21 protein-coding genes and 2 tRNA genes are annotated in these 25,187 nt (G+C 69.9%); 16 read left to right on the top strand and 7 right to left on the bottom strand.

Features of this window, described 5'->3' with window-relative positions; genetic code table 11:
* Positions 1–61: 61 nt before the first annotated feature.
* Positions 62–913, bottom strand: coding sequence for a uracil-DNA glycosylase (locus MFF22_RS02065; RefSeq protein ID WP_238247496.1), 852 nt, complete (start codon positions 911–913; stop codon positions 62–64).
* A 228-nt stretch (positions 914–1,141) separates the two neighbouring features.
* Between MFF22_RS02065 and MFF22_RS02060 the strand changes: the two genes are divergently transcribed.
* The 6 genes from MFF22_RS02060 (at position 1,142) to MFF22_RS02035 (ending at position 8,916) form a co-directional block, all read left to right on the top strand.
* A complete protein-coding gene (locus MFF22_RS02060; protein WP_238247451.1) occupies positions 1,142–2,815 on the top strand; it encodes an electron transfer flavoprotein-ubiquinone oxidoreductase in 1,674 nt (557 codons plus the stop codon).
* Between the two features lie 229 nt (positions 2,816–3,044).
* Positions 3,045–3,305, top strand: coding sequence for a flagellar protein (locus MFF22_RS02055; RefSeq protein ID WP_238247450.1), 261 nt, complete (start codon positions 3,045–3,047; stop codon positions 3,303–3,305).
* Positions 3,306–3,469: 164 nt separating this feature from the next.
* Positions 3,470–5,371 (top strand): tetratricopeptide repeat protein, encoded by a 1,902-nt coding sequence (locus MFF22_RS02050; protein ID WP_238247449.1) that lies wholly within the window; start codon positions 3,470–3,472, stop codon positions 5,369–5,371.
* A 483-nt stretch (positions 5,372–5,854) separates the two neighbouring features.
* Positions 5,855–7,528 (top strand): formate--tetrahydrofolate ligase, encoded by a 1,674-nt coding sequence (locus MFF22_RS02045; protein ID WP_238247448.1) that lies wholly within the window; start codon positions 5,855–5,857, stop codon positions 7,526–7,528.
* 126 nt (positions 7,529–7,654) lie between these two features.
* A complete protein-coding gene (locus MFF22_RS02040; RefSeq protein WP_370877497.1) occupies positions 7,655–8,197 on the top strand; it encodes a MarR family winged helix-turn-helix transcriptional regulator in 543 nt (180 codons plus the stop codon).
* Positions 8,197–8,916: a response regulator gene (locus MFF22_RS02035; RefSeq protein WP_238247447.1), complete on the top strand. Its 720-nt coding sequence runs from the start codon at positions 8,197–8,199 to the stop codon at positions 8,914–8,916. The genes MFF22_RS02040 and MFF22_RS02035 overlap by 1 nt, the downstream gene beginning before the upstream one ends.
* Before the next feature lie 179 nt (positions 8,917–9,095).
* Here MFF22_RS02035 and MFF22_RS02030 read toward each other — a convergent pair whose 3' ends face one another.
* The gene (locus MFF22_RS02030) at positions 9,096–9,833 is read right to left on the bottom strand and encodes a YggS family pyridoxal phosphate-dependent enzyme (RefSeq protein WP_238247446.1); all 738 of its coding nucleotides are present in this window, start codon (positions 9,831–9,833) and stop codon (positions 9,096–9,098) included.
* 131 nt (positions 9,834–9,964) lie between these two features.
* Between MFF22_RS02030 and leuS the strand changes: the two genes are divergently transcribed.
* The 4 genes from leuS to MFF22_RS02010 all read left to right on the top strand — a co-directional run bounded on the left by leuS (position 9,965) and on the right by MFF22_RS02010 (position 15,167).
* Entirely contained in the window at positions 9,965–12,544 is a 2,580-nt protein-coding gene (gene leuS, locus MFF22_RS02025; RefSeq protein WP_238247445.1) for a leucine--tRNA ligase, read from the top strand.
* A 318-nt stretch (positions 12,545–12,862) separates the two neighbouring features.
* On the top strand, positions 12,863–13,489 hold the full coding sequence (locus MFF22_RS02020; RefSeq protein ID WP_238247444.1) for a hypothetical protein: 627 nt from the start codon (positions 12,863–12,865) through the stop codon (positions 13,487–13,489).
* Positions 13,490–13,622: 133 nt separating this feature from the next.
* Positions 13,623–14,624, top strand: coding sequence for an asparaginase (locus MFF22_RS02015; RefSeq protein WP_238247443.1), 1,002 nt, complete (start codon positions 13,623–13,625; stop codon positions 14,622–14,624).
* A 12-nt stretch (positions 14,625–14,636) separates the two neighbouring features.
* Entirely contained in the window at positions 14,637–15,167 is a 531-nt protein-coding gene (locus MFF22_RS02010) for an isochorismatase family protein (RefSeq protein ID WP_238247442.1), read from the top strand.
* A gap of 73 nt (positions 15,168–15,240) precedes the next feature.
* On the opposite strand, the gene MFF22_RS02005 is transcribed toward MFF22_RS02010, so the two are convergent.
* The 3 genes from MFF22_RS02005 to MFF22_RS01995 form a co-directional block, all read right to left on the bottom strand.
* Entirely contained in the window at positions 15,241–15,774 is a 534-nt protein-coding gene (locus tag MFF22_RS02005) for a Dps family protein (RefSeq protein ID WP_238247441.1), read from the bottom strand.
* A 128-nt stretch (positions 15,775–15,902) separates the two neighbouring features.
* Complete coding sequence (locus MFF22_RS02000; protein WP_238247440.1) at positions 15,903–17,522, bottom strand: L,D-transpeptidase family protein; 1,620 nt, start codon at positions 17,520–17,522, stop codon at positions 15,903–15,905.
* Between the two features lie 98 nt (positions 17,523–17,620).
* Positions 17,621–18,799 (bottom strand): endo-1,4-beta-xylanase, encoded by a 1,179-nt coding sequence (locus MFF22_RS01995; protein ID WP_238247439.1) that lies wholly within the window; start codon positions 18,797–18,799, stop codon positions 17,621–17,623.
* A gap of 116 nt (positions 18,800–18,915) precedes the next feature.
* Between MFF22_RS01995 and MFF22_RS01990 the strand changes: the two genes are divergently transcribed.
* From MFF22_RS01990 to MFF22_RS01980, 3 genes are all read left to right on the top strand, one after another.
* Complete coding sequence (locus tag MFF22_RS01990) at positions 18,916–19,758, top strand: SDR family NAD(P)-dependent oxidoreductase (protein ID WP_238247438.1); 843 nt, start codon at positions 18,916–18,918, stop codon at positions 19,756–19,758.
* A gap of 276 nt (positions 19,759–20,034) precedes the next feature.
* The gene (gene zwf / locus MFF22_RS01985; RefSeq protein ID WP_238247437.1) at positions 20,035–21,513 is read left to right on the top strand and encodes a glucose-6-phosphate dehydrogenase; all 1,479 of its coding nucleotides are present in this window, start codon (positions 20,035–20,037) and stop codon (positions 21,511–21,513) included.
* Between the two features lie 84 nt (positions 21,514–21,597).
* Complete coding sequence (locus tag MFF22_RS01980; protein ID WP_306424652.1) at positions 21,598–21,837, top strand: hypothetical protein; 240 nt, start codon at positions 21,598–21,600, stop codon at positions 21,835–21,837.
* A gap of 14 nt (positions 21,838–21,851) precedes the next feature.
* Here the strand turns inward: MFF22_RS01980 and MFF22_RS01975 are convergent.
* Positions 21,852–21,928 (bottom strand) — tRNA-Arg (locus tag MFF22_RS01975).
* A gap of 140 nt (positions 21,929–22,068) precedes the next feature.
* On the opposite strand from MFF22_RS01975, the gene MFF22_RS01970 reads away from it, so the two are divergent.
* A complete protein-coding gene (locus MFF22_RS01970; RefSeq protein WP_238247436.1) occupies positions 22,069–24,186 on the top strand; it encodes an FUSC family protein in 2,118 nt (705 codons plus the stop codon).
* A gap of 46 nt (positions 24,187–24,232) precedes the next feature.
* Positions 24,233–24,307, top strand: a tRNA-Thr gene (locus MFF22_RS01965).
* A 70-nt stretch (positions 24,308–24,377) separates the two neighbouring features.
* On the opposite strand, the gene MFF22_RS01960 is transcribed toward MFF22_RS01965, so the two are convergent.
* Positions 24,378–24,707: a helix-turn-helix domain-containing protein gene (locus MFF22_RS01960; RefSeq protein WP_238247435.1), complete on the bottom strand. Its 330-nt coding sequence runs from the start codon at positions 24,705–24,707 to the stop codon at positions 24,378–24,380.
* A 278-nt stretch (positions 24,708–24,985) separates the two neighbouring features.
* Between MFF22_RS01960 and MFF22_RS01955 the strand changes: the two genes are divergently transcribed.
* A complete protein-coding gene (locus tag MFF22_RS01955; protein ID WP_238247434.1) occupies positions 24,986–25,123 on the top strand; it encodes a hypothetical protein in 138 nt (45 codons plus the stop codon).
* Positions 25,124–25,187: the final 64 nt, after the last annotated feature.

Raw genomic sequence — 25,187 nt, 5'->3', positions numbered from 1 at the left:
CACCGGCCGCCTCCGGCTTGGCTCTAATGGCGGGAAGGGAGGCCCGGTTCCGAGGCCACCGTCAAGCTTTCCCGTCGAGCACCGCCCGCGCCGCCTGGAAATCCCGCCACGCCTGACGCTTCTGAAGGGGCTGGCGCAGGAGAAAGGCCGGGTGGAGCGTCGCGAGGAGGCGCGCCTCCCGTCCCGGAAGCGGATAGGGGAAGAAACGGCCGCGGGTCTTCAAGATGCCGTCCTTGGTGCCGGTCAGGGTCTGGGTCGCGGGCGCGCCCAGGCAGACGATCAGCTCCGGATCCACGAGTTCGATCTGCCGCTCCACGAACGGCTTGCACATCGCCACCTCCTGCGGGGTGGGGTTGCGGTTACCGGGGGGCCGCCAGGGCACGACGTTGGCGATGTAGGCGGAGGTCCGGTCGAGGCCGATGGCCGCCATCATCTTGTCGAGGAGCTGGCCCGAGCGGCCCATGAACGGCTTGCCGATCCGGTCCTCGTCGGCGCCCGGCGCCTCGCCCAGAAACATCACCCGGGCCTGGGGATTGCCGTCCCCGAACACGAGGTTCTTGGCGGTGAAGCGCAGGGGGCAGGAGTCGAACCCGGCCAGGATCGCCTCCAACTCCTCCAGGCTCGCCGCCGTCCGGGCCCGGGCGCGGGCATCGCCGGCCGCCGCCTCGGGCTCCGCGGAAGCGGCCCTGCCGTAGGTCGTAGCCCGCGCCGGCGCCTTCGGGGCTTCCTGCAGGGGAGGGGAGGGGAGTGCCGACGGCCGGGCCGCTTTCCGCGGACGGGGAGCCGCCTCCGGCGCGTCCGCCTCGCCGAAACGGTCGTGCGGGTGCTCGTCCAGGGCGACATCCACGCCGGCTTCCCCGTGGAAGTCCAGGAAGGCGATCAGGTCGGCCTGCGCGTCGGCGGGATTCGGCATCATGACAAAATGGGGTTCGGGCAGCCTGTGGACAACGGTCCTGTTACGTCGTCCGTTCAACGGGATGCGGAGTCCCCCGTCGTCTTTGCGAGCGCCGTGCAGTGATGACGATGAAGCGTGAAAATACGAGGGTCGGGAACACGCGTCACTGTCCCCGCTTGCGTTTCCAGCTTGGAATCGGTTCAGACGGCAGACAAAGCTGACGCAAGAAGATCAGGAGTGGTGAGGATGGCGCTGCCCGAACGGGAGAGCATGGATTTCGACGTGGTGGTCGTCGGCGCGGGGCCCGCAGGCCTGTCCGCCGCGATCCGCCTGAAGCAGCGGGCCGCCGAGATCGGTGAAGAGATCAGCGTCGTCGTGGTGGAGAAAGGCTCCGAGGTCGGCGCGCACATCCTCTCGGGCGCGGTGATCGATCCGATCGGCCTCGACGCCCTGCTGCCGGAATGGCGCACCGACCCGGAGCGGCCCCTGAAGACCGCCGTCGAGCGGGACGAGTTCATGATGCTCACCAAGAACAGCGGCATCACCCTGCCGAACCTGTTCTTCCCCAAGCTCATGTCGAACCACGGCAACTTCGTCGGCTCGCTCTCGAACGTCTGCAAGTACCTGGGTGCCCAGGCCGAGGCGCTGGGCGTCGAGATCTATCCGGGCTTCCCGGCCTCCGAGGTTCTGTTCGACGAGGCCGGCGCGGTGGTCGGCATCGCCACGGGGGATCTCGGCATCGGCAAGTCCGGCGAGCCCCGGGACGACTACACCCGCGGCATGGAGTTGCGGGGGAAGTACACGGTGTTCGGCGAGGGCGCCCGGGGCAACCTGACCAAGGGGCTCATCGCCCGCTACAAGCTCAATGCCGAGAGCGACCACTTCAAGTACGGGCTCGGGGTGAAGGAGCTGTGGCAGCTCGCCCCGAACAGGTTCGAGCCCGGCCTCGTGCGCCACACGATGGGCTGGCCCCTGCCGAACAAGGCGGGCGGCGGCTCCTGGCTCTACCACTTCGACGACCACCTGCTCTCGGTGGGGTTCGTCACGCACCTGAACTACGAGAACCCGACCCTGTCGCCGTTCGAGGAGTTCCAGCGGTTCAAGACCCACCCGATGATCGCCGAGACCTTCGAGGGCGCCAAGCGTATCGGCTACGGTGCCCGGGCGATCATGGAGGGCGGCTGGCAATCGGTGCCGAAGCTGGTCTTCCCCGGCGGCTGCCTCGTGGGCTGCTCGGCGGGCTTCGTGAACGTGCCGCGCATCAAGGGCTCGCACAACGCGGTGCTTTCCGGGATGCAGGCGGCCGACGCCATCGCCGACGCCCTCAAGGCCGGCCGGCAGGGGGATGAGCTGACCGCCTACGACGCCGGCTGGCGTGACAGCCCCATCGGGCAGGACCTGAAGCCGGTGCGCAACGTGAAGCCGCTCTGGTCGAAATACGGCACCCTCGTCGGCATCGGGCTGGGCGGGATCGACATGTGGGCGACAAGCATCCTGGGCACCTCGCCCTTCGGCACCCTCTCGCACGGCAAGCCAGACCATGCCTGCCTCAAGCCCCTCTCGGAGGTGACGCCGATCACCTACCCGAAGCCCGACGGCAAGCTGACCTTCGACCGGCTCTCCTCGGTCTACCTGTCGAACACCAACCACGAGGAGGACCAGCCGCCCCACCTGCAGGTCCGGGACATGGAGTTGCAGAAGCACTCCGAGCACGACGTGTTCGGCGGTCCCTCCGGCCGCTACTGCCCGGCGGGCGTCTACGAGTGGGTGGAAGACGCCGCCGCCTCGGACGGGGTGCGCTACCAGATCAACGCGCAGAACTGCGTCCACTGCAAGACCTGCGATATCAAGGACCCGAACCAGAACATCGACTGGGTGACGCCAGAGGGGCCGGGCGGGCCGAACTATCCGAACATGTGATCGGGCGGGGGCCGCTCACACCGTCGCCCCCTCTCCGTCATCGCGAGCGCAGCGAAGCGACCCAGAGCAGCGGGCCGCCTCCGAAAGTACCCCTGGATTGCTTCGCGTCGCTCGCAAAGACGGCGGCGGGTTCGGAAGCGGGGGCGCAGACGAAAATTCATTCGACTTTGAGCGATCCCCCCAACGGGATCGTCACGCGCCGCGCCTATCGTCCGCCCGGAGGTGACGGATGTCCAACGCCCTGACCATCGCGGCCGGCGGAATGAACGCGGCGGCCCAGCGGCTCGATGTCGCCGCGACGCGGGTGGCCAGCCTCGGCGTCGAGACGGCGCCCGACGGGAGCGGCAGCACCCTGCCGCCTGCCGCCACCGTAGACCTCTCGGCCACCGCCCTCGACCTGATCGAAGCGCGGACGAGCTTTTCCCTGAATGCCGCCGTGGCCCACAGCGCCGACACGATGACGAAACGGACCCTCGACATCCTGGCCTGACGCCCCTCTGACGGAGGCGTGACGCCCGCGCCATCCTTTCGCCTTGCGGTGGTGGCGGGATGGGTCCAGTCTCCGGGCGCTTTTCGCCCGGGCCCCTCGTGCCCCGCACATTCTCAGGCGTCCGATCCCCCTCCGGGCCCGGCGCCCTGGAGCCGGAACGGTTCATGACCAAACAACGCGCCCGCCGCACCCCTTCGGCGCTCGCCCTCCTGATCGCCGCCGGCATGGGCCCCAGCTTGGCCCCCGGCTTGGCCCCCGGCGCCCTCGCCGCGCAGCCGAAGGAGACCGCCTCCGTGCCGGTGGGCGATTACGAGCCGGCTGAATCCCTCGAAGGCAACTTCCTGTCCGCCTACATCGCCGGGGCGGCCCGCGACACCACGGCCGCGGCCACCTTCTACCGGGAGGCCGTCCGGGCCGATCCCCGGAACGCCGAACTCGTGGAGCGGGCCTTCATCTCGCTCCTGGCTGACGGCGCCCTGCCGGATGCGTTCCGCACGGCGGAGAAGCTCGTCGCCCGCGACCCGACCAACGGGCTCGCGAACCTGTCGCTCGGCGTGCGCCAGATCAAGGCCGGCCAATGGGCCGCCGCCCGGCAGAACTTTTCCCGCAGCGGCCGCGGCGCGGCCACCGACCTGACCGCCACCCTGCTCACCGCCTGGTCCTATGCCGGCGCGGGCGATGGCAAGAAGGCCCTGGACACGGTCGCCAAGCTCCGGGGCGAGCGCTACTACAACACCTTCCGGGATTACCATGCCGGGCTGATCGCCGCCGTCACCGGCGACGACAAGGAGGCCGAGGCGCGCCTGAAGGCGGCCTACGACGGCGACCGGAACACCTTGCGCATCGTGGATGCCTATGCCCGCCAGGAGGCGAGCATGGGCCATACCGACGTGGCGATCCAGGCCTATACCGAGTTCGACCAGCTCTCGCCCCGCCACCCCCTGGTGCGCGACGCCCTGGACAAGCTGAAGGCGGGCAAGCCTCTTGGCAAGCTCGTCACCAACGCCCAGGACGGCGCTGCCGAGGTGCTCTACGGGCTCGGCTCGGCCGGCTCGACCCAGGGCGACGAGTTGCCGGCGGTGATCTACCTGCGGCTCGCCCTCTACCTCAACCCGGACCACGCCCTGGCGCGCCTGACCCTGGCGGACACCCTCGACCGGATGAAGCAGCCCGAGCGGGCCAACGAGGCCTATGCGCAGATCCCGGCGAACTCGCCCCTCAAGCTCAATTCGGACATCCAGATCGGCCTCAATCTCGAGCAGATGGGCAAGAGCGACGAGGCCGTCGCCCAGCTCTCTGCGGCGGAGAAGGCGCATCCCGACGACATCGACGTCATCACCGCGCTCGGCAACGTCCAGCGGGCGCGCAAGCAGTACGACGACGCCGCCGCGAGCTACACCCGCGCCATCGACCTGATCGGCGACCGGCCCCTCTCCAACTACTGGACCACCTTCTACTTCCGCGGCGTCGCCTACGAGCGGGCCAAGCAATGGCCGAAGGCCGAGGCGGACCTGAAGAAAGCCCTCTCCCTGGTGCCGGACAGCCAGCCTGCCGCCAAGGCGCAGGTGATGAACTACCTGGGCTATTCCTGGGTCGATCAGAACATGAACATCGACGAGGCGTTCAAGCTGCTGCAGCAGGCTGCCGACTCCGCACCCCGGGACGGCATGATCGTCGACAGCCTCGGCTGGGCCTATTACCGCCTCGGCCGCTGGGACGACGCGGTGCGGGAACTGGAGAAGGCCGTCGAGTTGAAGCCCGGCGACCCGACCATCAACGACCACCTCGGGGATGCCTACTGGCGCTCCGGCCGCCGCCTCGAGGGCAAGTTCCAGTGGCAGCATGCCAAGGACCTGAACCCCGAGCCGGATGACCTCGCCAAGATCAACGAGAAGCTGAAGGACGGCCTGCCGGAAACGAGCAAGCCGACGGCCACGGCTGAGAACCCGGCCGCCCCGGTGGCTGCGCCCCACAATCCGGAGAACCCGGAACTGCCCAAGGGCGCGCCCCAGCCCCACGAGGCCCCCGGCGCCGCCGACAAGGCGAAGCCCAAGACGGGGGGCTGAAGACGGGCGGCTGACACAACGGGCGCGCTTCCTGCGGGAGGGCGTCGGGAACCCGGGGCCGGCGACGCCCCGTCCCATCTTGCCCCCTCATCCTGAGGTGCGGCGAAAGCCGCCTCGAAGGAGGACTCCAGAGGGCTCAGCGCGCCCTGGAGCCCTCCTTCGAGGCCCGCCGAGGCGGGCACCTCAGGATGAGGATGGGGGCTGGGATGATGGAGCCGTGCGGCATCTCTGAACGCTCCCGCCTGCCAACCCCATCATTGCTTCGCTGCACTCGCAATGACGGTGCGGGTGGTGGGGGCCGCAGGCGAACACCGCCCCTGTGGGACAAGTCAATTTTGTCCACCACTTGAGAAAAATCGGCGCGCATTTCCCGGCGCTTTGACGCACATTACCTGCCACGATCGCACCGAGCCGCGCCATGAGCGGTCCACCCCGCGGCAACGCCCGGCGGGAGCAGGGTGCGGCTGACAGGGAGGGAAAGGCATGCCGTCCGATATCGAGATTGCCCGCGCGGCGACCCTGAGGCCGATCGCGCAGGTGGCCGAGAAGCTCGGCATCCCGGACGACGCCCTGCACAATTACGGCAAGCACATCGCCAAGCTCGACCACGGCTTCATCGGCTCCCTCGAAGGGCGTCCGGAGGGCAAGCTGGTCCTCGTGACGGCGATTTCGCCGACACCGGCCGGCGAGGGCAAGACCACCACGACGGTGGGCCTCGGCGATGCCCTGAACCGCATCGGCCAGAAAACGATGATCTGCCTGCGTGAGCCGTCGCTTGGCCCGTGCTTCGGCATGAAGGGCGGCGCGGCCGGCGGCGGCAAGGCGCAGGTCGTGCCGATGGAGCAGATCAACCTGCACTTCACCGGCGACTTCCACGCCATCACCTCCGCCCACAGCCTCGCGGCGGCGCTGATCGACAACCACGTCTACTGGGCGAACGAGCTCAACATCGACGTGCGCCGGATCTTCTGGCGCCGGGTGGTCGACATGAACGACCGGGCCCTGCGGGCCATCACCCAGTCGCTGGGCGGCGTCGCAAACGGTTTCCCCCGGGAGGACGGGTTCGACATCACCGTCGCGTCGGAGGTGATGGCGGTGTTCTGCCTCGCCAGGGATCTCGCGGACCTGGAGGAGCGGCTGGGCCGCATCGTCATCGCCGAGACCCGGGACCGCAAGCTCGTCACCCTCAAGGACGTGAAGGCTACGGGCGCCATGACGGTGCTCCTGAAGGACGCCCTGCAGCCGAACCTCGTGCAGACGCTGGAGGGCAACCCGGCCCTGATCCACGGCGGCCCGTTCGCCAACATCGCCCACGGCTGCAACTCGGTGATCGCGACCCGCGCCGGCCTGCGGCTCGCCGACTACACGGTGACGGAGGCGGGCTTCGGCGCCGACCTCGGCGCCGAGAAGTTCTTGGACATCAAGTGCCGTCAGGCCGGCATCAGCCCCTCGGCGGTGGTCATCGTCGCCACCGTTCGCGCCCTCAAGATGCATGGCGGCGTGAACAAGAAGGACCTCGGCTCCGAGAACGTGGACGCCCTGGAGAAGGGTTTCGCCAACCTCGCCCGGCACGTCACCAACGTGCGCAACTTCGGCCTGCCGGTGGTGGTGGCGGTGAACCACTTCTACGCCGACACCGATGCCGAGCACGCCAAGCTCAAGGCCCTGTGCAGCGAGAAGCTCGGCGTCGAGGCCATCACCTGCAAGCACTGGGCGGATGGCGGGGCCGGCGCCGAGGAGCTGGCCCACGCCGTGGTGAAGCTCGCCGAGGGCGGCGCGCAGCCGATCCGCTACACCTACGAGCCCGAGACGAAGCTCTCCGACAAGATCCGCGCCATCGCCACCAAGCTCTACGGGGCCGGCGACGTGCAGATCGAGTCGAAGGCCGCGCAGAAGCTCGCCGGCTTCGAGAAGGAGGGCTACGGACACCTCCCGATCTGCATGGCCAAGACGCAGTACTCGTTCTCCACCGACCCGGCCCTGATGGGTGCCCCGGAGGGCCATGTGGTGGCGGTGCGCGACGTCCGCCTTTCGGCGGGCGCGGGCTTCGTCGTGGCGATCTGCGGGGAGATCATGACCATGCCCGGCCTGCCCAAGGTGCCGGCGGCCGACACGATCCGCCTCGACGCCAACGGCCAGATCGACGGGCTGTTCTAAGATACGGGGATCCCGGAGGGCGTCACGCCCTTCGGGATCTGTCCCCTGCCAGGGTTGACGGGCCACGCCTGCGCTGAGACACGTCAAGGCTACTGACCTATCGCCCGTTCGGGGAGCGGCCGCGCCGTGACACCGATTGCCCCGCGCGAGGAGACCTACCCCGCGAAAGCCGTCGCCGCCCCGGCGCGGCGCGAGCCGGCGGGCGACGACCTGATCGAGCTCCTGTTCTTCGCCTACCGCGACTTCGTGGGCGATCCGGACCGGATCCTCGCCGATTACGGCTTCGGCCGGGCGCACCACCGGGTGCTGCACTTCGTCGATCGCTACCCCGGCCTCACCATCGCCGAGTTGCTCGACATCCTCCGGATCACCAAGCAGAGCCTGAACCGGGTCCTGAAGGACCTGATCGGGCAGGGCTACGTCGTCCAGCAGCCGGGCATGATCGACCGGCGCCAGCGGCTGCTGTCCTGCACCGAATCGGGAGCGGGCCTCGCCGCCGACCTCACCCGCGTCCAGGCCCGGCGGCTGGCGCGGGCCCTGGCTTCGCCCGACGCCACCGCCTCACCGGAGGATTTCCTGATGGCCATGATCGAGCCGGAGGACCGGCCGGCGGTCCGGCGCCTGATGGCCCGCCGGACCGTCCGGCGGACGAGCGGGGAGGGGGCCTGATGTCGGTGGCCCCCCGGCCCGAGGCGGCGGACCTGCCCGACGAGGCGCCCCATATCCTCGTGGTGGACGACGACCGGCGCCTGCGGGAACTCCTCGCCCGCTATCTGGCGGAGCAGGGCTTCCGGGTGACGGCCGCGGCCAGCGCCGCCGAGGCCAGGGCAAGGGCCCAGGCCCTCGTGTTCGACGCCATGGTGCTCGACGTGATGATGCCCGACGAGAACGGATTCGACTACGCCCGCAGCGTCCGCGAGACGTCCAAGGTCCCGATTCTGATGCTCACCGCCCGCTCGAACCCCAACGACCGGGTGATGGGGCTGGAGATCGGCGCGGACGACTACCTGCCCAAGCCCTTCGACCCCCGGGAGCTGACGCTCCGGCTCAACAACATCATCAACCGCGGTCCGGTCCGGCCCCGGGATGCGGATGCCGCCCCGGTCTCCTTCGGCCCCTTCGTGTTCCGCGCGGACCGGGGCGAACTGCGCCGGGATGGGGAGACGATCCGTATCACCGAGCGGGAGCGCGAGATCCTGGCGATCCTCTCCCACGCGGCGGGGGCGGGGGTGGAGCGGGAGCAGCTTGCGGGCGTGGGAGGGGCCGCGGCGGAGCGCGCCATCGACGTACAGATCAACCGCCTGCGCCGGAAGATCGAGATCGACCCCGCCAACCCGTCCTTCCTGCAGACGGTCCGCGGCGTGGGCTACCGGCTGGTCATCGACTGACGCATCACCGGTTTGGGGGCGTCGCCGCAAATCCCAACCCCGTCATTGCGAACGCAGTGAAGCAATCCAGGGCAACCGGCCGCATCCGGGCGTAGCGCATCCCTGGATTGCTTCGCTCCGCTCGCAATGACGGCGGCGGGTGGAATGACGGGGGAGGGTGCACAACCGCGAGGGGGCTGTTACCCCTTCGGAACCCGCCGCCCGAAGATGGCGGTGCCGACCCGGACATGGGTCGCGCCCACCTGGATCGCCGCCGGATAGTCGGCCGTCATGCCCATGGACAGCATCGGCAGGTTGCACTCCTTGGCGAGCTTCGCCAACAGGGCGAAATGGGCCGAGGGCGGGTCTTCCACCGGGGGGATGCACATCAGTCCCTGGATCGCCAGCCCGTGGGTGTCCCGGCATTCGGCCAGGAGCGTGTCGAGCTGGCTCACGGGCACGCCGCCCTTCTGCGGCTCATCGCCGGTGTTCACCTGGATCAACAGCTTCGGCGTCCGGCCGCTGCGGGCGATCTCCTTGGCGAGCGCGGCGGCCAGCGACAGCCGGTCGAGGGAGTGGATCACGTCGAACAGGGCTACCGCTTCGCGGGCCTTGTTGGATTGCAGGGGGCCGACGAGGTGGAGCTCCACGTCCGGGTAGCGCTCCTTCAGGGCGGGCCACTTGCCGGCCGATTCCTGCACGTAGTTCTCGCCGAACAGCCGCTGCCCGGCCTCCAGGGCGGGCACGATGCCCTCGGCCGGCACCGTCTTCGAGATGGCGATGAGGTGGACCCCGGCGGGGTCGCGGCCGCTGTCACGGGCGGCCCGGGCGACGCCCTCGCGCACCTCCGCGAGCCCGGCGGCGACATCGGCTTCGCCCACCGGCGGCAGGTGACTGGTCTCGGCGCGGGGGGGCGGTCCGGGCAGGGGCGCGGCCATGGGATGTCTCCTCGATCTCACCTTGGGGGCAAGCACGGACGCGGCGGCCATGCAAGGGCCGTTGACCCGCGCCCGCGCTGGTATGCTACTGCGCCGCAAGAGTATCCCGCACCCGCGACAGACCCGGCCCGATGACCGACGCAACCGCCCCGCTCGAACGCTACAACGCCAAGGATGCCGAGCCGCGCTGGCAGGCCGCCTGGGCCCAGGCCAAGATCTTCGAGACGGACAACGCGGATCAGCGGCCGAAATACTACGTGCTGGAGATGTTCCCGTACCCGTCCGGGCGCATCCACATGGGCCATGTCCGCAACTACGCCATGGGTGACGTGGTGGCGCGCTACAAGCGCGCCCGGGGCTTCAACGTGCTGCATCCGATGGGTTGGGATGCCTTCGGCCTGCCCGCCGAGAATGCCGCCATGGAGCGGAAGGTCAACCCGCGCACCTGGACCTACGAGAACATCGCGACGATGCGCGGGCAGCTGCAGTCCATGGGCCTGTCCCTCGACTGGAGCCGTGAGATCGCCACCTGCGACCCCGCCTATTACAAGCACCAGCAGCGCATGTTCCTCGACTTCCTCGAGAAGGGGTTGGTGACCCGCCGGACGGCGAAGGTGAACTGGGACCCGGTGGACCACACCGTGCTCGCCAACGAACAGGTGATCGACGGCCGGGGATGGCGATCCGGCGCCCTGGTGGAGCAGCGGGAGCTGACCCAGTGGTTCTTCAAGATCACCGACTTCGCGGAGGATCTGCTCACCGCCCTCGACGGCTTGGAGCGGTGGCCGGACAAGGTCCGGCTGATGCAGAAGAACTGGATCGGCCGCTCCGAGGGCCTGGAAGTCCGTTTCGGCCTCACTGAGCCGGTTGCCGGCTACGGTGATGGCATCACCGTCTACACCACCCGGCCCGACACCCTGTTCGGCGCCAAGTTCCTAGCCATCGCCGCCGACCATCCGATCGCGGCGAGCCTGGCCGAAGGCAACACAGAGTTGCAGGCATTCATCGCCGAATGCCAGCGCATCGGCACGGCCCAGGCCGCCATCGACACGGCCGAGAAGCTCGGCTTCGACACGGGCCTGCGGGTGCGCCATCCCCTCGACCCGTCCTGGGACCTGCCGGTCTATGTCGCGAATTTCGTGCTGATGGAATACGGCACCGGTGCCGTCTTCGGCTGCCCGGCCCATGATCAGCGCGACCTCGACTTCGCCAACAAGTATGGCCTGGGCAACACCCCCGTCGTCTGCCCCGAGGGGCAGGACCCGGACAGCTTCGTGATCACCGACACCGCCTATGATGGCGATGGCAGGATGATCAATTCGCGCTTCCTCGACGGCATGAGCACGGACGAGGCCTTCGAGGCTGTGGCGAACCGGCTGGACGGGGAGGGGGTCGCCACCCGGAAGGTGCAGTTCCGCCTGCGCGATTGGGGCGTCTCGCGCCAGCGCTACTGGGGCTGCCCGATCCCGATCATCCACTGCGACAGCTGCGGCCCGGTGCCGGTGCCCGTTGCGGACCTGCCGGTGAAGCTGCCGGAGGACGTGTCCTTCGACCAGCCGGGCAACCCCCTGGAGCGGGACGCGGCGTGGCGGCAGGTGCCCTGTCCGCAATGCGGCGGCGCCGCCCGGCGCGAAACCGACACGATGGACACCTTCGTCGATTCGTCGTGGTACTTCGCCCGCTTCACTGCGCCCTGGCTGGCGGATGAACCCACGGACCGATCCACGGTCGATCGGTGGTTGCCGGTGGACCAGTATATCGGCGGGATCGAGCACGCGATCCTGCACCTGCTCTATGCCCGGTTCTTCACCCGGGCCATGCGGGAGACGGGCTGGTCCGGCGTGTCCGAACCGTTCGCGGGCCTGTTCACGCAGGGGATGGTGGTCCACGAGACCTACAAGGACGAGGCCGGCGCCTGGGTGCAGCCCGCCGACGTACGCCTCACCGCCGAGGGCGGGCAGCGCCAAGCGTTTCACGTGAAAACCCAAGGCCCGGTCTCGATCGGCCCGATCGAGAAGATGTCGAAGTCCAAGAAGAATGTCGTCGATCCGGACGACATCATCGCGAGCTACGGCGCCGACACGGCCCGGTGGTTCATGCTGTCCGACTCGCCGCCGGAGCGGGACGTGATCTGGACGGAGGAGGGGGTGCAGGGCGCCGCCCGTTTCGTCCAACGGGTCTGGCGGCTGGTCAACGCCGCCTGCGCGGCCTCCGGGGACGGTGCCGCCGACCTTACCCTGCGCAAGGCGGCCCATCGGGCACTGGCGTCGGTGGGCGAGGATGTCGAGCGCCTGCGCTTCAACCGCTGCGTGGCTCACATCTACACCCTTGCCAATGCCCTGGACGAGGCGCTGCGGGGCGCCGCTTCGCAGGCTGCGGCGAAGGAGGCGGCCGGCATTCTCACGCAGTTGATCGCACCGATGATGCCCCACCTCGCCGAGGAGTGCTGGACGGCGCTGGGCCGGGACGGACTGGCGGCGGCGGCGCCCTGGCCTGAGGCGGATGTTGCCCTTCTGGTAGAGGACGAGATCACGCTGCCCGTGCAGATCAACGGCAAGAAACGGGCGGACGTCACCGTCCCCCGGGACGCCGACGCCAAGGCGGTGGAGGCGGCCACGCTCGCCCTCGACGCGGTCCAGAAGGTGCTCGACGGCAAGCCGCCACGGAAGGTGATCGTGGTGCCGGGGCGAATCGTGAACCTCGTGGTCTGATTCGCCGGATTGCCCGGAGACCACCGGGCAATCCCACCCCCACCCCTCATCCTGAGGTGCTGCGAAGCAGCCTCGAAGGTCGGCTCCAGAGGGCTCTGATCTCCCTGGAGCCCTCCTCAAGGCCCGCTCACGCCGATCACCTCAGGACGACAAGGGAGGTTGGAGCGGGTCCCGGCCATGCGGCCGGAGCGACATCACATTCCGCCCTTGAACCCACAAATGACGACGGTCGCAACGCCCTGTTAAGCGGGGTGTGGGCATTTTGCACACGGACCCGCCGCCGGGCGTCTACCGGCGAACTCCTGCGGAGAGACCGCCGTGACCAGCATATCGACCGCGACACAGGTCTATACGCCCCAACCGACCTCCCATGCCCATTCCGGCAAGAACCGGATTGCGTCCGCCATCCAGGACCAGGAGTCGAGCGGAGCGCTGAGCAGCACCGACGCCACCGCCCTTACCTCCGCCCTCAGTGCCATCGATTCGAGCCTGTCGTCGGACTCGGCCTCTGGGACGTCAGGCACGTCCAGTGCCTCGGCCACGACGGGGGGTAACTCCCTCGACCCGTCCTCGATCAAGGACCGCATCGACAGCCTCATCTCGGATCAGGTCAGCAGCGGCACCCTGACGACCGATCAGGCGGGCGAGCTGAAGAACCTCTTCGCCAGCCACGGCCAGAGCGTCTCCAGCGCCGATCCGGATGGCGACGGCGGCGGCCCCGACGGGCCCCCTCCGGCGGGACCGTCCAACGGCCTCGGCTCCGACCCCTCGTCCTCGAACGGGTCTTCGGCGGTGGGCGGCACGTCGAGCAGTTCGTCGAGCGACCTGCTCGCCACCTTCATCCAGCAGCTTCAGGCCGCCCAGTCGACCGGCTCGGGCTATAGCGCCACCGGCACCACCGGCTCGGCGCAATCCTCGGCGCTGCTGTTCGACTTCAAAAGCTGAGACAGCGCAGGCCGCGGCGGCGCTGCCCCTGCGGCCAAGTCCCGTTTGAAGTTTGGTCCCCTCATACTCCTCACTTGCACGGGCGCGCCTTCGGGCGCATCCGCATGCCCGGCGAGGCAGGAACAGGGACGCAATGACCGACAAGCCGAAAGTCGCCTTCATCGGCACGGGTGGGACGATCTCGTCCCTCGGGACGGATTCCCTCGATATCCTCGACTACACCGCCACGGAGCGGCGGCTCGAAGCCGGGGAGATCGTTGGGGCCGTGCCGGAACTCGCCCGCGTGGCCGACATCCTGCCGGTTCCGTTCCGGGCGGTGACGAGCCCGGCGATCGGCTTCGCCGAGTGGCGCGACCTCGTCCTGCACTGCGAGCGCGTCGCCACGGAGCATCCCGACCTCGCCGGCATCGTCATCGGCCACGGGACGGCGACCCTCGAAGAAACGGCCTATGCCCTGAGCCTCACCCTTACGGTGCCCATGCCGGTGGTGCTGGTGGGCTCGCAGCGGCCCATGAGCAGCCTGTCGTCCGATGCGGGGCTCAACCTCGTGGCGGCGGTCCGCACCGCCGCCTGCCCGGACTCCCGGGGGCGAGGGGTGCTGGTGGTGCTCAACGATGAGATCCAGGCCGCGCGGGAGGTCACCAAAACCTCCGTCGCCCGCCTCCAGACGTTCCGGACGCCGGATTTCGGGATCCTCGGCCACGTGGACGGGGAGAGCGTGCGCTACTACCGCCGGTCGGAGCGCGCTCATGCCCCCGGCACTCCCTTCGACATCCGTTGCCTCACGGCCCTCCCGCGGGTCGATGTGGCCTACGCCCATGCGGATGCGGACGGGACGGCCGTACGGGCCTTCCGGGCAGCGGGGGCCAGGGGCATCGTGATGGCCGGGCTCGCCCCGGGGATGGTGCCGCCGGCCGAGGCCGATGCCCTGGCCGAGGCCGCCGCGGCGGGCCTTGCGGTGGTGATGTCGACCCGGGCGGGCAGCGGCATCGTGCCCATGACGACCCGGCTGCGGCAGCGGGGTATCCTGAGCGCCGACAACCTCACTCCGCAGAAGGCGCGGATCCTCCTGGCGCTGGCGCTCACCGTTACGCAGGACCCGGCGGTCATCGCCGGATATTTCGCGACCTACTGACGGGTGAGGGTGATGCTGCCGCCGATCGATCCCGCCCGCTCCGTCCTCGTGCTCATCGATATCCAGGCCCGGCTGGTCCCGGCCATCGCGGAGGCTGAGGCGGTCATCGCCAATGCCCGGCGCCTCAAGGAGGCGGCGGGGCTGCTCGGCGTGCCGGTCCTGCTCACCGAGCAGAACCCTGCCGCCCTCGGACCCACGGTCCCGGCGCTGGCCGGCGGCGAGACCATCGCCAAGATGGAGTTCGACGTCACCCGGCAGGAGGGTTTCCTCGCCCACCTGCCCGAGGGGGCGGAGGCGATCCTGTCCGGCTGCGAGGCGCATATCTGCGTCCTCCAGACGGCCCTGGGCCTGATGGCGGCCGGCCGGCGGGTGCGGGTCGTGCGCGATGCCGTCGGCTCCCGCCGGACGGAGAACCGGGATGCGGCACTGGCCCGCCTCGCTGCCCACGGCGCCGACGTGGTCACCACCGAGATGGCAATCTTCGAATGGCTCGGCAGCGCCGCCCATCCGCGTTTCCGCGAGGTGGTGAAACTGGTGAAGTGACGGCCGGAGACCACAAGAAAGCCCCGCGCGGGTCCGCGCGGGGCTCTTGCCGTCTCAAGCTGCCGAACGAGCCTTAGTGGCCGCCGTCGGTGGCGTTGCGGGTGGCCTCGAAGAGGAACCACGTCCGCTCCTCAGACTGGTCGATCCACTCTTCCAGCAGGGAGGTGGTCGAGACGTCGTTGGCCTCGTCGGTGATCTCATGCAACTCCCGCATATGGGCGGTGAGGGCCTTGTTGTCGTCGCGCAGCTCCTTGAGCATGTCGAGGGGGCTGACATACTCCGCATCGTTGTCGGCGACGCGGGTCAGGGTCTTGGCCTGGCCCAGGGACCGGAGGACGGTGCCGCCGATCTTGCGGGCGCGCTCGCCGACATCGTCGATGATCGCGAAGATCTGCTGCGCCTGCTCGTCCATCATCAGGTGGTAGTCGCGGAAGTTCGGGCCGCTGACATGCCAGTGGAAGTTCTTCGTCTTGATGTAGAGGGCGAAGAGGTCCGACAGCAGGACCGTCAGGCCCTCGGCGATCTTCTTGGTGTCGTTCGGGTCGAGATCGGTCGGGGTGTTGAGACGATCGCTCTCGACCCGGTTGATCGGCTTGGCCTTGGCCATCGTTCGGTCTCCATGACAGAGGTATCGGGCGCAGGTCGGCCTCCGCGGAGACCGGCTGCCTTCACCCCTGAAATGGCGGGACGGGGGGTTTGTTCCTTGTGTTCGCCCACCGCATGGCAGGCCGTCGCTCAGCGGATCGTCGTGGCAGCCTCCGGGCCGTGCTGCTCCGCCGTCACGGCCGGGGCGGGCGGCACGGAAACCGCCTTGGGAGGAGCAATTTTAGCCGGCAAAGCCTTAGCGGCCGCTGCCTTGGGCGGTGACACCTTGACTGCCTGGGGCCGGACCGCGACAGAGCCCGTGGCCGGCGGGTCGGATGGCCGGGGCGTGGCCACGGCTGCCGGGGACGCGGCGACGGGCTTGGGGCTATCCAGGCCGTAGATGTCGTCCCGGAACTGGGCGCGACCGTCCGGGCCCGCATAGCCGGTGAGGTAGACGAAGGCCACCGGCACGGGCTTCGGCAGCTTGATGTCCCGCCGCTCGCCGTCGGCGATGCCGGTCTCGATCTCCATGGCTCCCCAGGTGGAGCCCGGCCCATTCGGTCCTTCGACGCCCTGCAGGAGCCAGCCCACAAGTTCCTTCACCTGCCCGACGCGGACGCAGCCGTGGCTGTGGAACCGCACCGAGCGGGCGAACAGGGACTTGGCCGGCGTGTCGTGCATGTAGACGGCAAAACGGTTCGGCATGTCGATCCGGACTTGGCCGAGGGAGTTATCGAGCCCGGAATCCTGGCGCAGGGTGTAGTTTGTGGCCTTCGCGGTCGCCCAGTCGATCTTGGTGGGATCGACCTCCGTCCCCCCCGGCCCGAGGATGCGGATCCGGTTCTTGGCGAGGTAGCCGGGGTTCTTCCGCATCTGCGGGATGATCTCGTTCTTCACCACGGAGACCGGCACGGTCCAGGTGGGGTTGAAGTTGATGTCGGTGATGCGGGTCTCGATGGTCGGCGTCGCCTTGTCGGGGGAGCCGACCACGGCGACGTAGCGGCGCACGACCTGCCCGTTCTCCACCGCCTCGACGGCGGCGGACGGGATGTTCACGGCCACGTAGCGCTCGCCGAAGGGGAATTTCGTGCCGATCAGCCGGGCCGCTGAGGCGGCGAGCTGGCGCTGGCGGGTCTCCGCGGGGATGTTGAGGGCGTTGATCGTCAAGCGCCCGAGGATGCCGCTGTCGGGCAGGCCGTGCCGGGCCTGGAAGGCCGAGATAGCCGCCACCAGGGGCGGATCGAGCCGGTCGTTCGGCGGGGCGTCGGCCGGAAGGTCGCCTTCGAGGGTGAGGTGGTGGCGGAGCGCCGGGATCGCCGGGTGCCGCTCGCCGGGCTTCAAGGTGATGAGGCTGTCGGACACCGACTCCCAGCCGCCGGCTTCCGCAAAGGCGGCATAGCGCTCGGCGGCCCGGAGGGTGTCGAGGAAGGTCCGGGGCGAGAAGGTTGGGACAGGGTCCGCCGAGAGCTTGGCGTAGACGAGGGGGGCGGGCTCCCGGGTCTTCCGGGGCGCATCCTGGGGCTTCACGGCCTCAGACGCAACGGTCGGCGCGGGCGGCAGGGGCGCGGGAACCGGCGGTTCCGAAGGCTTCCCCGCCAGGGTATCCTTTGCCGGCTCGACTTTAGGGGCTTCCGGGAGCGGCTGCTCCTTCGGCATCGGCCCGACGGCGGGCAGGTCCTGTGCTCCGGCGGGGTGGGCTCCGGCGAGGAGGGCGGACAGGCAGAGGCCCGCCGCGAGGGCGGCGTGGGGGCGGCTCGGGGTCGGGACCATACGCGACTCTCCCGACGGCGCCGGGTCGGCGCGGTCTGCTGCGAGAATGGGGCGCGATGGTTACCAATCCCCTCCGCGCGCAAGGGCCCGCCCCGCGCTCACGGTGTGTTGCGCAGGCGGGCCCGTGCGGCGGAATGATCCGGCGCGTGCCGGAAGGCGGCGATCAGTGCCTCGCGGAACGGCTTCGGCCGCATGGGTTCGTCGAAGGGGAGGGGGCGCTGGCGCAGCCCGTCCCGGCGGCGGTGGTCCGGGTGGTCGTTGAGCCACGTGTCGCCGTCAAAGAACCCCCAGGTGACGACGTTCAGTACGGCCGGCTCGTCGAGGGCGACATCGAGGAAGCGCCGGGCGAAATCGGCCACCGCCTTGTCCCGGGCGGCCGGGTCGGCGGGGAAGGCCTTGTCGTCGATGTCGAGCTCGGTGATCTCGATGCCGAGGCCGAGGGCGCCGAGGTCCCGGAGGAAACGGCGGAACGGCTTCGGGTCGAAGGGCTGGTCGCTGATGAGATGGGCCTGGATGCCAAAGCGGTGGATCGGCACGCCACGGGCGCGCATCCCTTCCAGCCGCTTGAGGGCGCGGGCGCGCTTCGCCTCCACCCAGCCGAAGGCGTGCTCCAGGGAATCCTCGTTCCAGGCCAGGGCCGCCCGGGGGTCGGCCTCGTGGGCGAGGCGGAAGGCGAGATCGATGGATTCGGGCCCGAGGGCGGCGAGCCAGGGCGTCTCGCGCAGGCCGTCCTCCCGGTGGATGGGCCCATAGCCCGCCAGCGCCTCGTTCACCACGTCCCAGGACTCGATGAGGCCCCGGTAGCGCCCGACGATGGTGGCGATCCAGCGGTGCAGGAAGTCCCCGGCCTGCGCGCTGTTGGCCCCCGTCAGGAGGGGGGCCACCCAGGCGGGCAGGGCCTCATGCCAGACCAGGGCATGCCCGCGCAGGTGCTGCCCGTGGGCACGGGCGAAGCGCACCATGGAATCCGCCGGGGCGAAATCGGTCCGGCCGGGCTCCGGCATCACGACCGCCAACTTCATCTCGTTGTTGCCGACGAGGAGCCCGCAATCCCGGGCGAGGATCCGCCGGAACGCCGCGCTGTGGTTCAGCAGGTTGGAGGGCACCGCCGCGCCGAAGGCGAGGCCCTTCGCCGCCGCCGCGCCCTGGGGGCCGTCCAGGGTCCAGGAGGGCTTCCCGAGGGGGCCGATATCCGGCGTCTCCGCTGCCGCCGGTGGGATCAGGCCGCCGGCCGCCACCCCAACGAGCAGGCCCCTGCGATTCAGGCCGATCGACATGCGTGTCCTTGCCGTGGTCTTTGCAGTGTCCTGGCCCGGTGCGGCCTTGCGGGGCGTTCGCCTTCCGGCCCCGCTGCCCCATCTCCCGCCTTCGAGCGAAGATGGAGCAGGATACGATGTCCCGACACCCCGCGATCAGGCCCGGCCACAGCGCGGTGGTGACGGGCGCGGCCAGCGGCATCGGCCTCGCGGCGGCGAAAGCCTTCGCTGGGGCGGGCATGAACGTCTGGCTCGCCGACCTGCCGGGCAAGGCCCTGGACGCCGCCCGCGCGGAGGTCTCGGGCCTCGCGGCGGTGGATGTCCGCGCGGTGCCGACGGACGTGTCCGACCGGCACGCCATCGAGGCCCTGGCCGCCGCCGTGATGCGGAGCGGGCCCCCCGCCCTCGTGATGCTGAATGCCGGCATCGAGGCCGGCGGCAAGCTGTTCTCCGATGCCGAGACCTGGGAGCGGATCATCGGCACGAACCTCTGGGGCGTCGTCAACGGCATCCGCGCCTTCGCCCCCGCCATGGCGGAGTCGGGCCAGCCCGGCGCGGTGATTGTCACGGGGTCCAAGCAGGGTATCACCACGCCCCCGGGCAACGCGCCCTACAACGTCTCGAAGGCGGGGGTGAAGGCCGTCACCGAGGCGCTGGCCCACGAGTTGCGCACCCGGGAAGGCTGCCGGACCAGCGCGCACCTGCTGATCCCCGGTTTCGTCTACACCGGCCTCGCCAAGGCAAGGGGCGTCGCCGAGAAGCCGGCCGGCGCCTGGACGTCGGAGGAGACCATCGCCTTCATGCTGGAGCGCATGGAAGCGGGCGATTTCTACATCCTCTGCCCCGACAACGAGACCACCCGGGCGCAGGACGAGAAGCGCATGGAATGGGCGATGGGCGACATCATCGCGAACCGCCCGGCCCTATCGCGCTGGCACCCCGATTACGCCGAGGCGTTCAAGCGGCATCAGGAGGGGTAGCAGGCGCCTGAAAAAGGGCCTTTGGAGGAGACGAGGTTTCTCCACCATCGACGGTATCCTGAGCGAATGATCGCCCCGCCGGACTTTTGAAGCAGCCTGCCAAGCCGATCCGCCCTGGCTTCAAGAAGGGTTGACGGCGGGGCCGGTCGTGAGCGGCTCCTGCCTCGGCGCAGCTCCTGCCTTGGCGCGGCTCCTGCAGCAGTTTAAGTCCGGCACCGCGTGGGCTCGATCGGGAGCCGCACCACGGGGCATGCCGCCACCTCACGGGAGCCGCCTTTGGCCACGACGATCATTCCCGTCGCCTCCTTCGACTGCGTCGTCTTCGGCGCCACCGGGGACCTGACCGCCCGCAAGCTCCTGCCGGCCCTGTATTACCGGTTCCGCGATGGGCAGATCCCGGGGACGAGCCGGATCATCGGCGCCTCCCGCTCGGACCTGACCGCCGATGCCTTCCGCGAGCACGCCCGGGACGCCCTCAAGCGCTTCGTGACCGCCGCGGACCTGCCGGAGGGCAAGCTCGCCGACTTCCTCGCCCACCTCGACTACGTGGCCGTGGACGGCACCGGTGACGAGGGCTGGGAGGAGCTGGTCCAGAAGCTCGCCGAGCGCCCCGATCAGGTGCGCCCCTACTACCTTGCCACCTCGCCGGACCTCTACGGCGCGATCTGCCGGAACCTCGCCAAGCACGGGCTGATCGGCGAGAAGTCCCGGGTCGTGCTGGAGAAGCCGATCGGCAAGGATCTCAAGTCGGCCAAGGCGATCAACGACGCGGTGGGCGAAGTCTTCCCCGAATCGCAGATCTTCCGGATCGACCACTACCTCGGCAAGGAGACGGTGCAGAACCTGCTCTCCCTGCGCTTCGCCAACACCATCTTCGAGCGGCTCTGGACGTCGGACGTGATCGACCACGTCCAGATCACCGTCGCCGAGACCGTCGGCGTGGAGGGGCGGGCCGGGTACTACGACACGTCCGGCGCCCTGCGGGACATGCTGCAGAACCACATCCTTCAGCTCCTTTGCCTCACAGCTATGGAGAGCCCCCTCAATCTGGAGGCGAATTCCGTCCGCGACGAGAAGCTGAAGGTGCTGCGCGCCCTGAAGCCGATCACCGCCCACGACATCCAGGCCGTGACGGTGCGGGGCCAGTACGTGGCCGGGGCGGTGGGCGGCCAGCCCGTCCCCGGCTATCTCGACGAACTCGGCCACGAGAGCCGCACCGAGACCTTCGTGGCGATGAAGGTGGAGGTGCAATCCGGCCGCTGGGCGGGGGTGCCGTTCTACCTGCGCACCGGCAAGCGCCTGCCGCAGAAGCTCTCCGAGATCGTGGTGCAGTTCCGGGCCTCGCCCTTCTCGATCTTCCCCGAGGAGGCGTTCGGCCGGGAGCCGAACCGTCTGGTCATCCGCCTGCAACCGCAGGAGGGCATGAAGCTGGAGGTGATGACCAAGGATCCCGGCCCCGGCGGCCTGCGCCTGCGCCCGACGGACCTCGACATCTCCTTCGAGGAGACGTTCAAGCAGCGTTATCCGGACGCCTACGAGCGGCTGTTGATGGATGTAGTGCGGGGCAACGCCACCCTGTTCATGCGCCGGGACGAGGTGGAGGCGGCCTGGGCCTGGGCGGGCAGCATCCTGAACGCCTGGGCGGAGCGGCCGGAGGCCCCGCGCCCCTATCCGGCGGGTTCCTGGGGTCCGACGGCGGCGATCGCCCTGATCGAGCGCGACGGCCGCACCTGGCACGAGGAGCTGCGGCTGTAGGGGGCCCGCTCCACAGCATTCGCCAGGGCGGAGTGGCGCTTACGGCCAAGCTGCCCTTTTCCGGCCAAGCCTCGTCCCGAGAGTGTGTCCGCGCCGATGGCCCCGGCGTGGTACGAGGGACTGGCCATGCTGGATATCACCCGGATCGACCCGCTCACCGCCGAGCACCGCCTGGAGCGCTCGGTCGCAACGGTGCTGCGGACCATCGACGCGGTGCAGGCCGAGCGGCAGACCCCGCCGGTCCGGGCCGCCCGCCAGCGCCTCGGGCAGGTCTACTGCCTGTCGCGCCTCGCGAGGGCGAAGGAGCGCCTCCCTCTCCGGTGACGGCGGCGCCCGGCTGGCGACCCCGGTAGGGCTCGAACCTACGACCTGCCGCTTAGAAGGCGGCTGCTCTATCCAGCTGAGCTACGGAGTCTGGTGCCGGCGCCCCGAAAAGCCACGGGGGACGCCGCCGGTCAAGGCACCGCCCCGTGTCACGGAGCCGGGACTTGCGGGTCCGCCCGGATTTCGACACGTCACGGGCGCACCCCGCATCACGTGCCCCGAGGAGCCCCCGTGTCCGCCCCGTCCCCGCAGGCTCCCCCGTCCCGCCCGCGCCGGAGACGCGAAGGGCGCGGCAGCCTCGGGCAGCCGGGAGCCGACCTCGCCCGCCTGCCGATCGGGCTCGACCTGCGCAGCATCCAGATCTCGGAAGGCGTGCGCGCCGGCTTCGCCTTCGGGGCCGTGTTCCTCCTCGATGCCCTGGTGCACTGGCCACCGCTCGTGTCGATGGCCTTCGCGGCCAACCTCGCCTGCTTCTGCGACACCGGCGGCCCCGTCCGGGTCCGCCTGCGGGTGCTCACGGCCTTCTCCCTCATCGGAGGCCTGCTCTGGGGCGGCCTCGGCCTGATCCGCCCCCTGGGGCTGCCCCTCGTCGTGCCGGTCGCCTGCGCGGTGATCTTCGCCTGCACCTATATCCGCGTCTGGAGCATCCAGGCCCAGGCCGCGGGCAACGTCCTCGTCGTCGTGCTCTGCATCGCCCTGGACCGGGCGCTGACCCCGGCCCAGGCCGGGCTTACCGCCGTCATGTTCGCGGCCGGGGGGTTGTGGGCGACCTTCCTCGCCCTCGTCATCTGGCGCCTCCATCCCTACCGGCCGGCACACAGGGCGGTGGCCGATGTCTGGCGCGGCCTCGCCCGCCTCGTCGGCGACCTCGAACGGCTGGCCGCCCTGCCCGAACCGGAGACCAGCGCCTTCGACGGCCACGCCCGGGCCCACCGCCGCGGGGTGCGCACGGCCATCGAGACGGCCCGGACAATGATCCTCGACCTCGCCCGCAGCCGGGAACGGGTCTCGGAGCGGATCGCTCAGGCCCTGCTGCGGCTGGAAAGCGCCGAGCAGATCTTCTCGCATCTGATCGCCATCACCGAACTCTTGGACAGTGCGCCGTCCGCCGAGCAGCGGGATGCGGCCAAGCGCTTCCTCCGGCGCCTGCGCCCGCTGCTCGTGGTGATCGCCCGGGCGATCCGCGACGACGCGAACCTCGATCTCGCCCGCCTCGAACCCGCCCTGGTCCGGGCCAGCGAGGGGCTCGCCGCCGAGCCGGTCCTTGCGGGCCTCGCCGAGCGGATCGTCGGCCGGGTCAGGATCGGCGCCAAGCTCTCGACGCCCGACGGGTACCGCCCCGGCGGCCTCGACGAGGGCGGGCGGCTCGGCTGGCAGGCCCGCTATCTCACGCCGCTGGTGCAGAACTTCACCACCGCCTCCCCGAACCTGCGCCACGCGGTCCGGGCGAGCGTCGTCGCGGCCCCGGCCCTGGCCGGGACCCTGAGCTACGGCGGCACCTTCGCCCATTGGCTGGTGATCACCCTCGTGCTGACCATGCAGCCCTTCTACGCGGCCACATGGCAGCGGGCGCTGGAGCGGATCGGGGGAACGGTGCTCGGCGGAGTCGTGGGGGCCGTGCTGGCCCACTATGCCGCGACGCCCCTCTGGCAGGCGGCTCTCATCCTCGTCCTCAGCATCGTGGGCTTCTCCGCCCGGCAGATCTCCTACGGCTTCTTCGTCACCTGCCTGACACCCCTCGTGGTGCTCCTCGTGGAGGTGCTGGAGCCCGGCCACAGCTCGTGGGAGATCGTCGGCGAGCGGGCGGCCTTCACGGTGTTCGGCGGCCTGATCGCGGTGGGAAGCTGCCTCGTCCTCTGGCCCATCTGGGAGCCCGATCAGGTCCGGCGGGAATTGCGCCGCGCCCTCTCGGCCCATGCCGAGTTCGCCCGTGCCGTCCTGACGCCTGCCCCGGGTGCGGAGCGCGAGGCCATGATCGCCACGGCGACCCGGAACGCGGGCCTCGCCCTCAACGACCTGGAAGCCGCCCTGTCCCGGGCGCTGCAGCAGCCCCGGGCCGGGCACCACCCGGAGGTGGAGGCGGCGATGGTCGCCGACGCGACCCTAAGACGAATCAGTGCCCGTCTCTCCGTCCTGCGCCACACCCCGGATGGGGCGGGACCGGTTGCGGCGGCCTGGAAAGCGTGGATCGTCGAGACCCTTGCGGCCCTGGGGGCCGAGGGCGGGACCCTGCCCGAGCGGCCGGGGACGCCCCAGGGGGCCTCCTATGCCCGGCTCGCCGCGCAGGTCGACCTGCTGACCGGCACCCTGCGCCCCGGCCAAGCCCGCGCCACCCTCGCGACGGCTTGAGCCGCTGCCCCGTGGCTGCTAGCAAGTGGAAGCCCGTGGGCATCGGGCCGGCGTAGCACAGCGGTAGTGCAGCGGTTTTGTAAACCGAAGGTCGGGAGTTCGATCCTCTCCGCCGGCACCATCATGGATCCGAACCTACCTGGCCTTGCCCGCAGGCGGGGCACCACGCCCTCGTTCCCCTTCCGGCTTTCTCAATCCGCCAGGGCGCCGAGCATCCGGTCGGCCCGCACGAGCTGATCCTCGTTGAGGCGCGAGAGCCGCGTGTGGATCTTGCCGAGGAGTCGCGTCCGCTCGCCCTCGAGCACCGTAGCCGTTCCCACGCCGAAGAACATGCCGGCCGGAAGGTCCAGGATCTCCGACAAAACCTCGATCGTCGCGAAGGAGGGGGCCGCCGCGCCCCGCTCCATCTTGCTGATCATCTCCGTGGAGAGCCCCACCATCTCCGCCAGGGCCGCCTGGGTGAGGTGCCTCCCCTTCCGGTGATGCCGCAGGTTCGCTCCAAAAATGACCACAAGCGACACGCCGCACCTCCGGGGACGGGCATTCCGCGGCAGACGGCGACGGCAGAAGAGAACCCCGTTGCGACTCGGAAAAAATCCGTAATATAAGTTCCTAATCCTGAAAAGGGCACGGGGGGTTCGGAGCGATGACCCCATGGCTCTGGTTTATATTCAACGGATTGTAGCTCGCCGTAGTTGTTCTGCCCCTAGGGGGCGGCCTTAGCTGGCTCGTCTACGGCGCTTGGATCCGCCCGCGCCGTCTGTCGCGCTGGGAGATCGAGGCTCTCGCCGACGCGGTGATGCGCGGGCATCCCGAGGATCCGGAGGAATGGACCTTCCGCGAGGAACATGCCGCCTGGCACCGCAGCCACAGCAGCGAGCGCGCCCGATGGCGCGCGGTGCGCCGGGAGATCCGGCGGCGGCGATCCTCGCTCTGAGGGGCGCGCCCTCTCCCCCTGCGCCTCGCGGGAAGGGGGAGAGACGGGCCGCCCGGCCTGTCCG

Origin of the sequence: Methylobacterium persicinum (genome assembly GCF_022179525.1) — a bacterium.
Lineage (GTDB): Bacteria > Pseudomonadota > Alphaproteobacteria > Rhizobiales > Beijerinckiaceae > Methylobacterium > Methylobacterium persicinum.
Note: the sequence above shows the minus strand (reverse complement) of the source record. Positions and strands in the feature narration are given on the sequence as shown.

Coding starts and splice junctions, on each gene's coding strand:
- MFF22_RS02055 (WP_238247450.1), top strand. CDS start 3,045: ATGTCCAACGCCCTGACCATCGCGGCCGGCGGAATGAACGCGGCGGCC.
- MFF22_RS02035 (WP_238247447.1), top strand. CDS start 8,197: ATGTCGGTGGCCCCCCGGCCCGAGGCGGCGGACCTGCCCGACGAGGCG.
- MFF22_RS02065 (WP_238247496.1), bottom strand. CDS start 913: ATGCCGAATCCCGCCGACGCGCAGGCCGACCTGATCGCCTTCCTGGAC.
- MFF22_RS02050 (WP_238247449.1), top strand. CDS start 3,470: ATGACCAAACAACGCGCCCGCCGCACCCCTTCGGCGCTCGCCCTCCTG.
- MFF22_RS02015 (WP_238247443.1), top strand. CDS start 13,623: ATGACCGACAAGCCGAAAGTCGCCTTCATCGGCACGGGTGGGACGATC.
- MFF22_RS02005 (WP_238247441.1), bottom strand. CDS start 15,774: ATGGCCAAGGCCAAGCCGATCAACCGGGTCGAGAGCGATCGTCTCAAC.
- MFF22_RS02030 (WP_238247446.1), bottom strand. CDS start 9,833: ATGGCCGCGCCCCTGCCCGGACCGCCCCCCCGCGCCGAGACCAGTCAC.
- MFF22_RS01995 (WP_238247439.1), bottom strand. CDS start 18,799: ATGTCGATCGGCCTGAATCGCAGGGGCCTGCTCGTTGGGGTGGCGGCC.
- MFF22_RS02010 (WP_238247442.1), top strand. CDS start 14,637: ATGCTGCCGCCGATCGATCCCGCCCGCTCCGTCCTCGTGCTCATCGAT.
- MFF22_RS02000 (WP_238247440.1), bottom strand. CDS start 17,522: ATGGTCCCGACCCCGAGCCGCCCCCACGCCGCCCTCGCGGCGGGCCTC.
- MFF22_RS01990 (WP_238247438.1), top strand. CDS start 18,916: ATGTCCCGACACCCCGCGATCAGGCCCGGCCACAGCGCGGTGGTGACG.
- MFF22_RS02045 (WP_238247448.1), top strand. CDS start 5,855: ATGCCGTCCGATATCGAGATTGCCCGCGCGGCGACCCTGAGGCCGATC.
- leuS (WP_238247445.1), top strand. CDS start 9,965: ATGACCGACGCAACCGCCCCGCTCGAACGCTACAACGCCAAGGATGCC.
- MFF22_RS01955 (WP_238247434.1), top strand. CDS start 24,986: ATGCGCGGGCATCCCGAGGATCCGGAGGAATGGACCTTCCGCGAGGAA.
- MFF22_RS02060 (WP_238247451.1), top strand. CDS start 1,142: ATGGCGCTGCCCGAACGGGAGAGCATGGATTTCGACGTGGTGGTCGTC.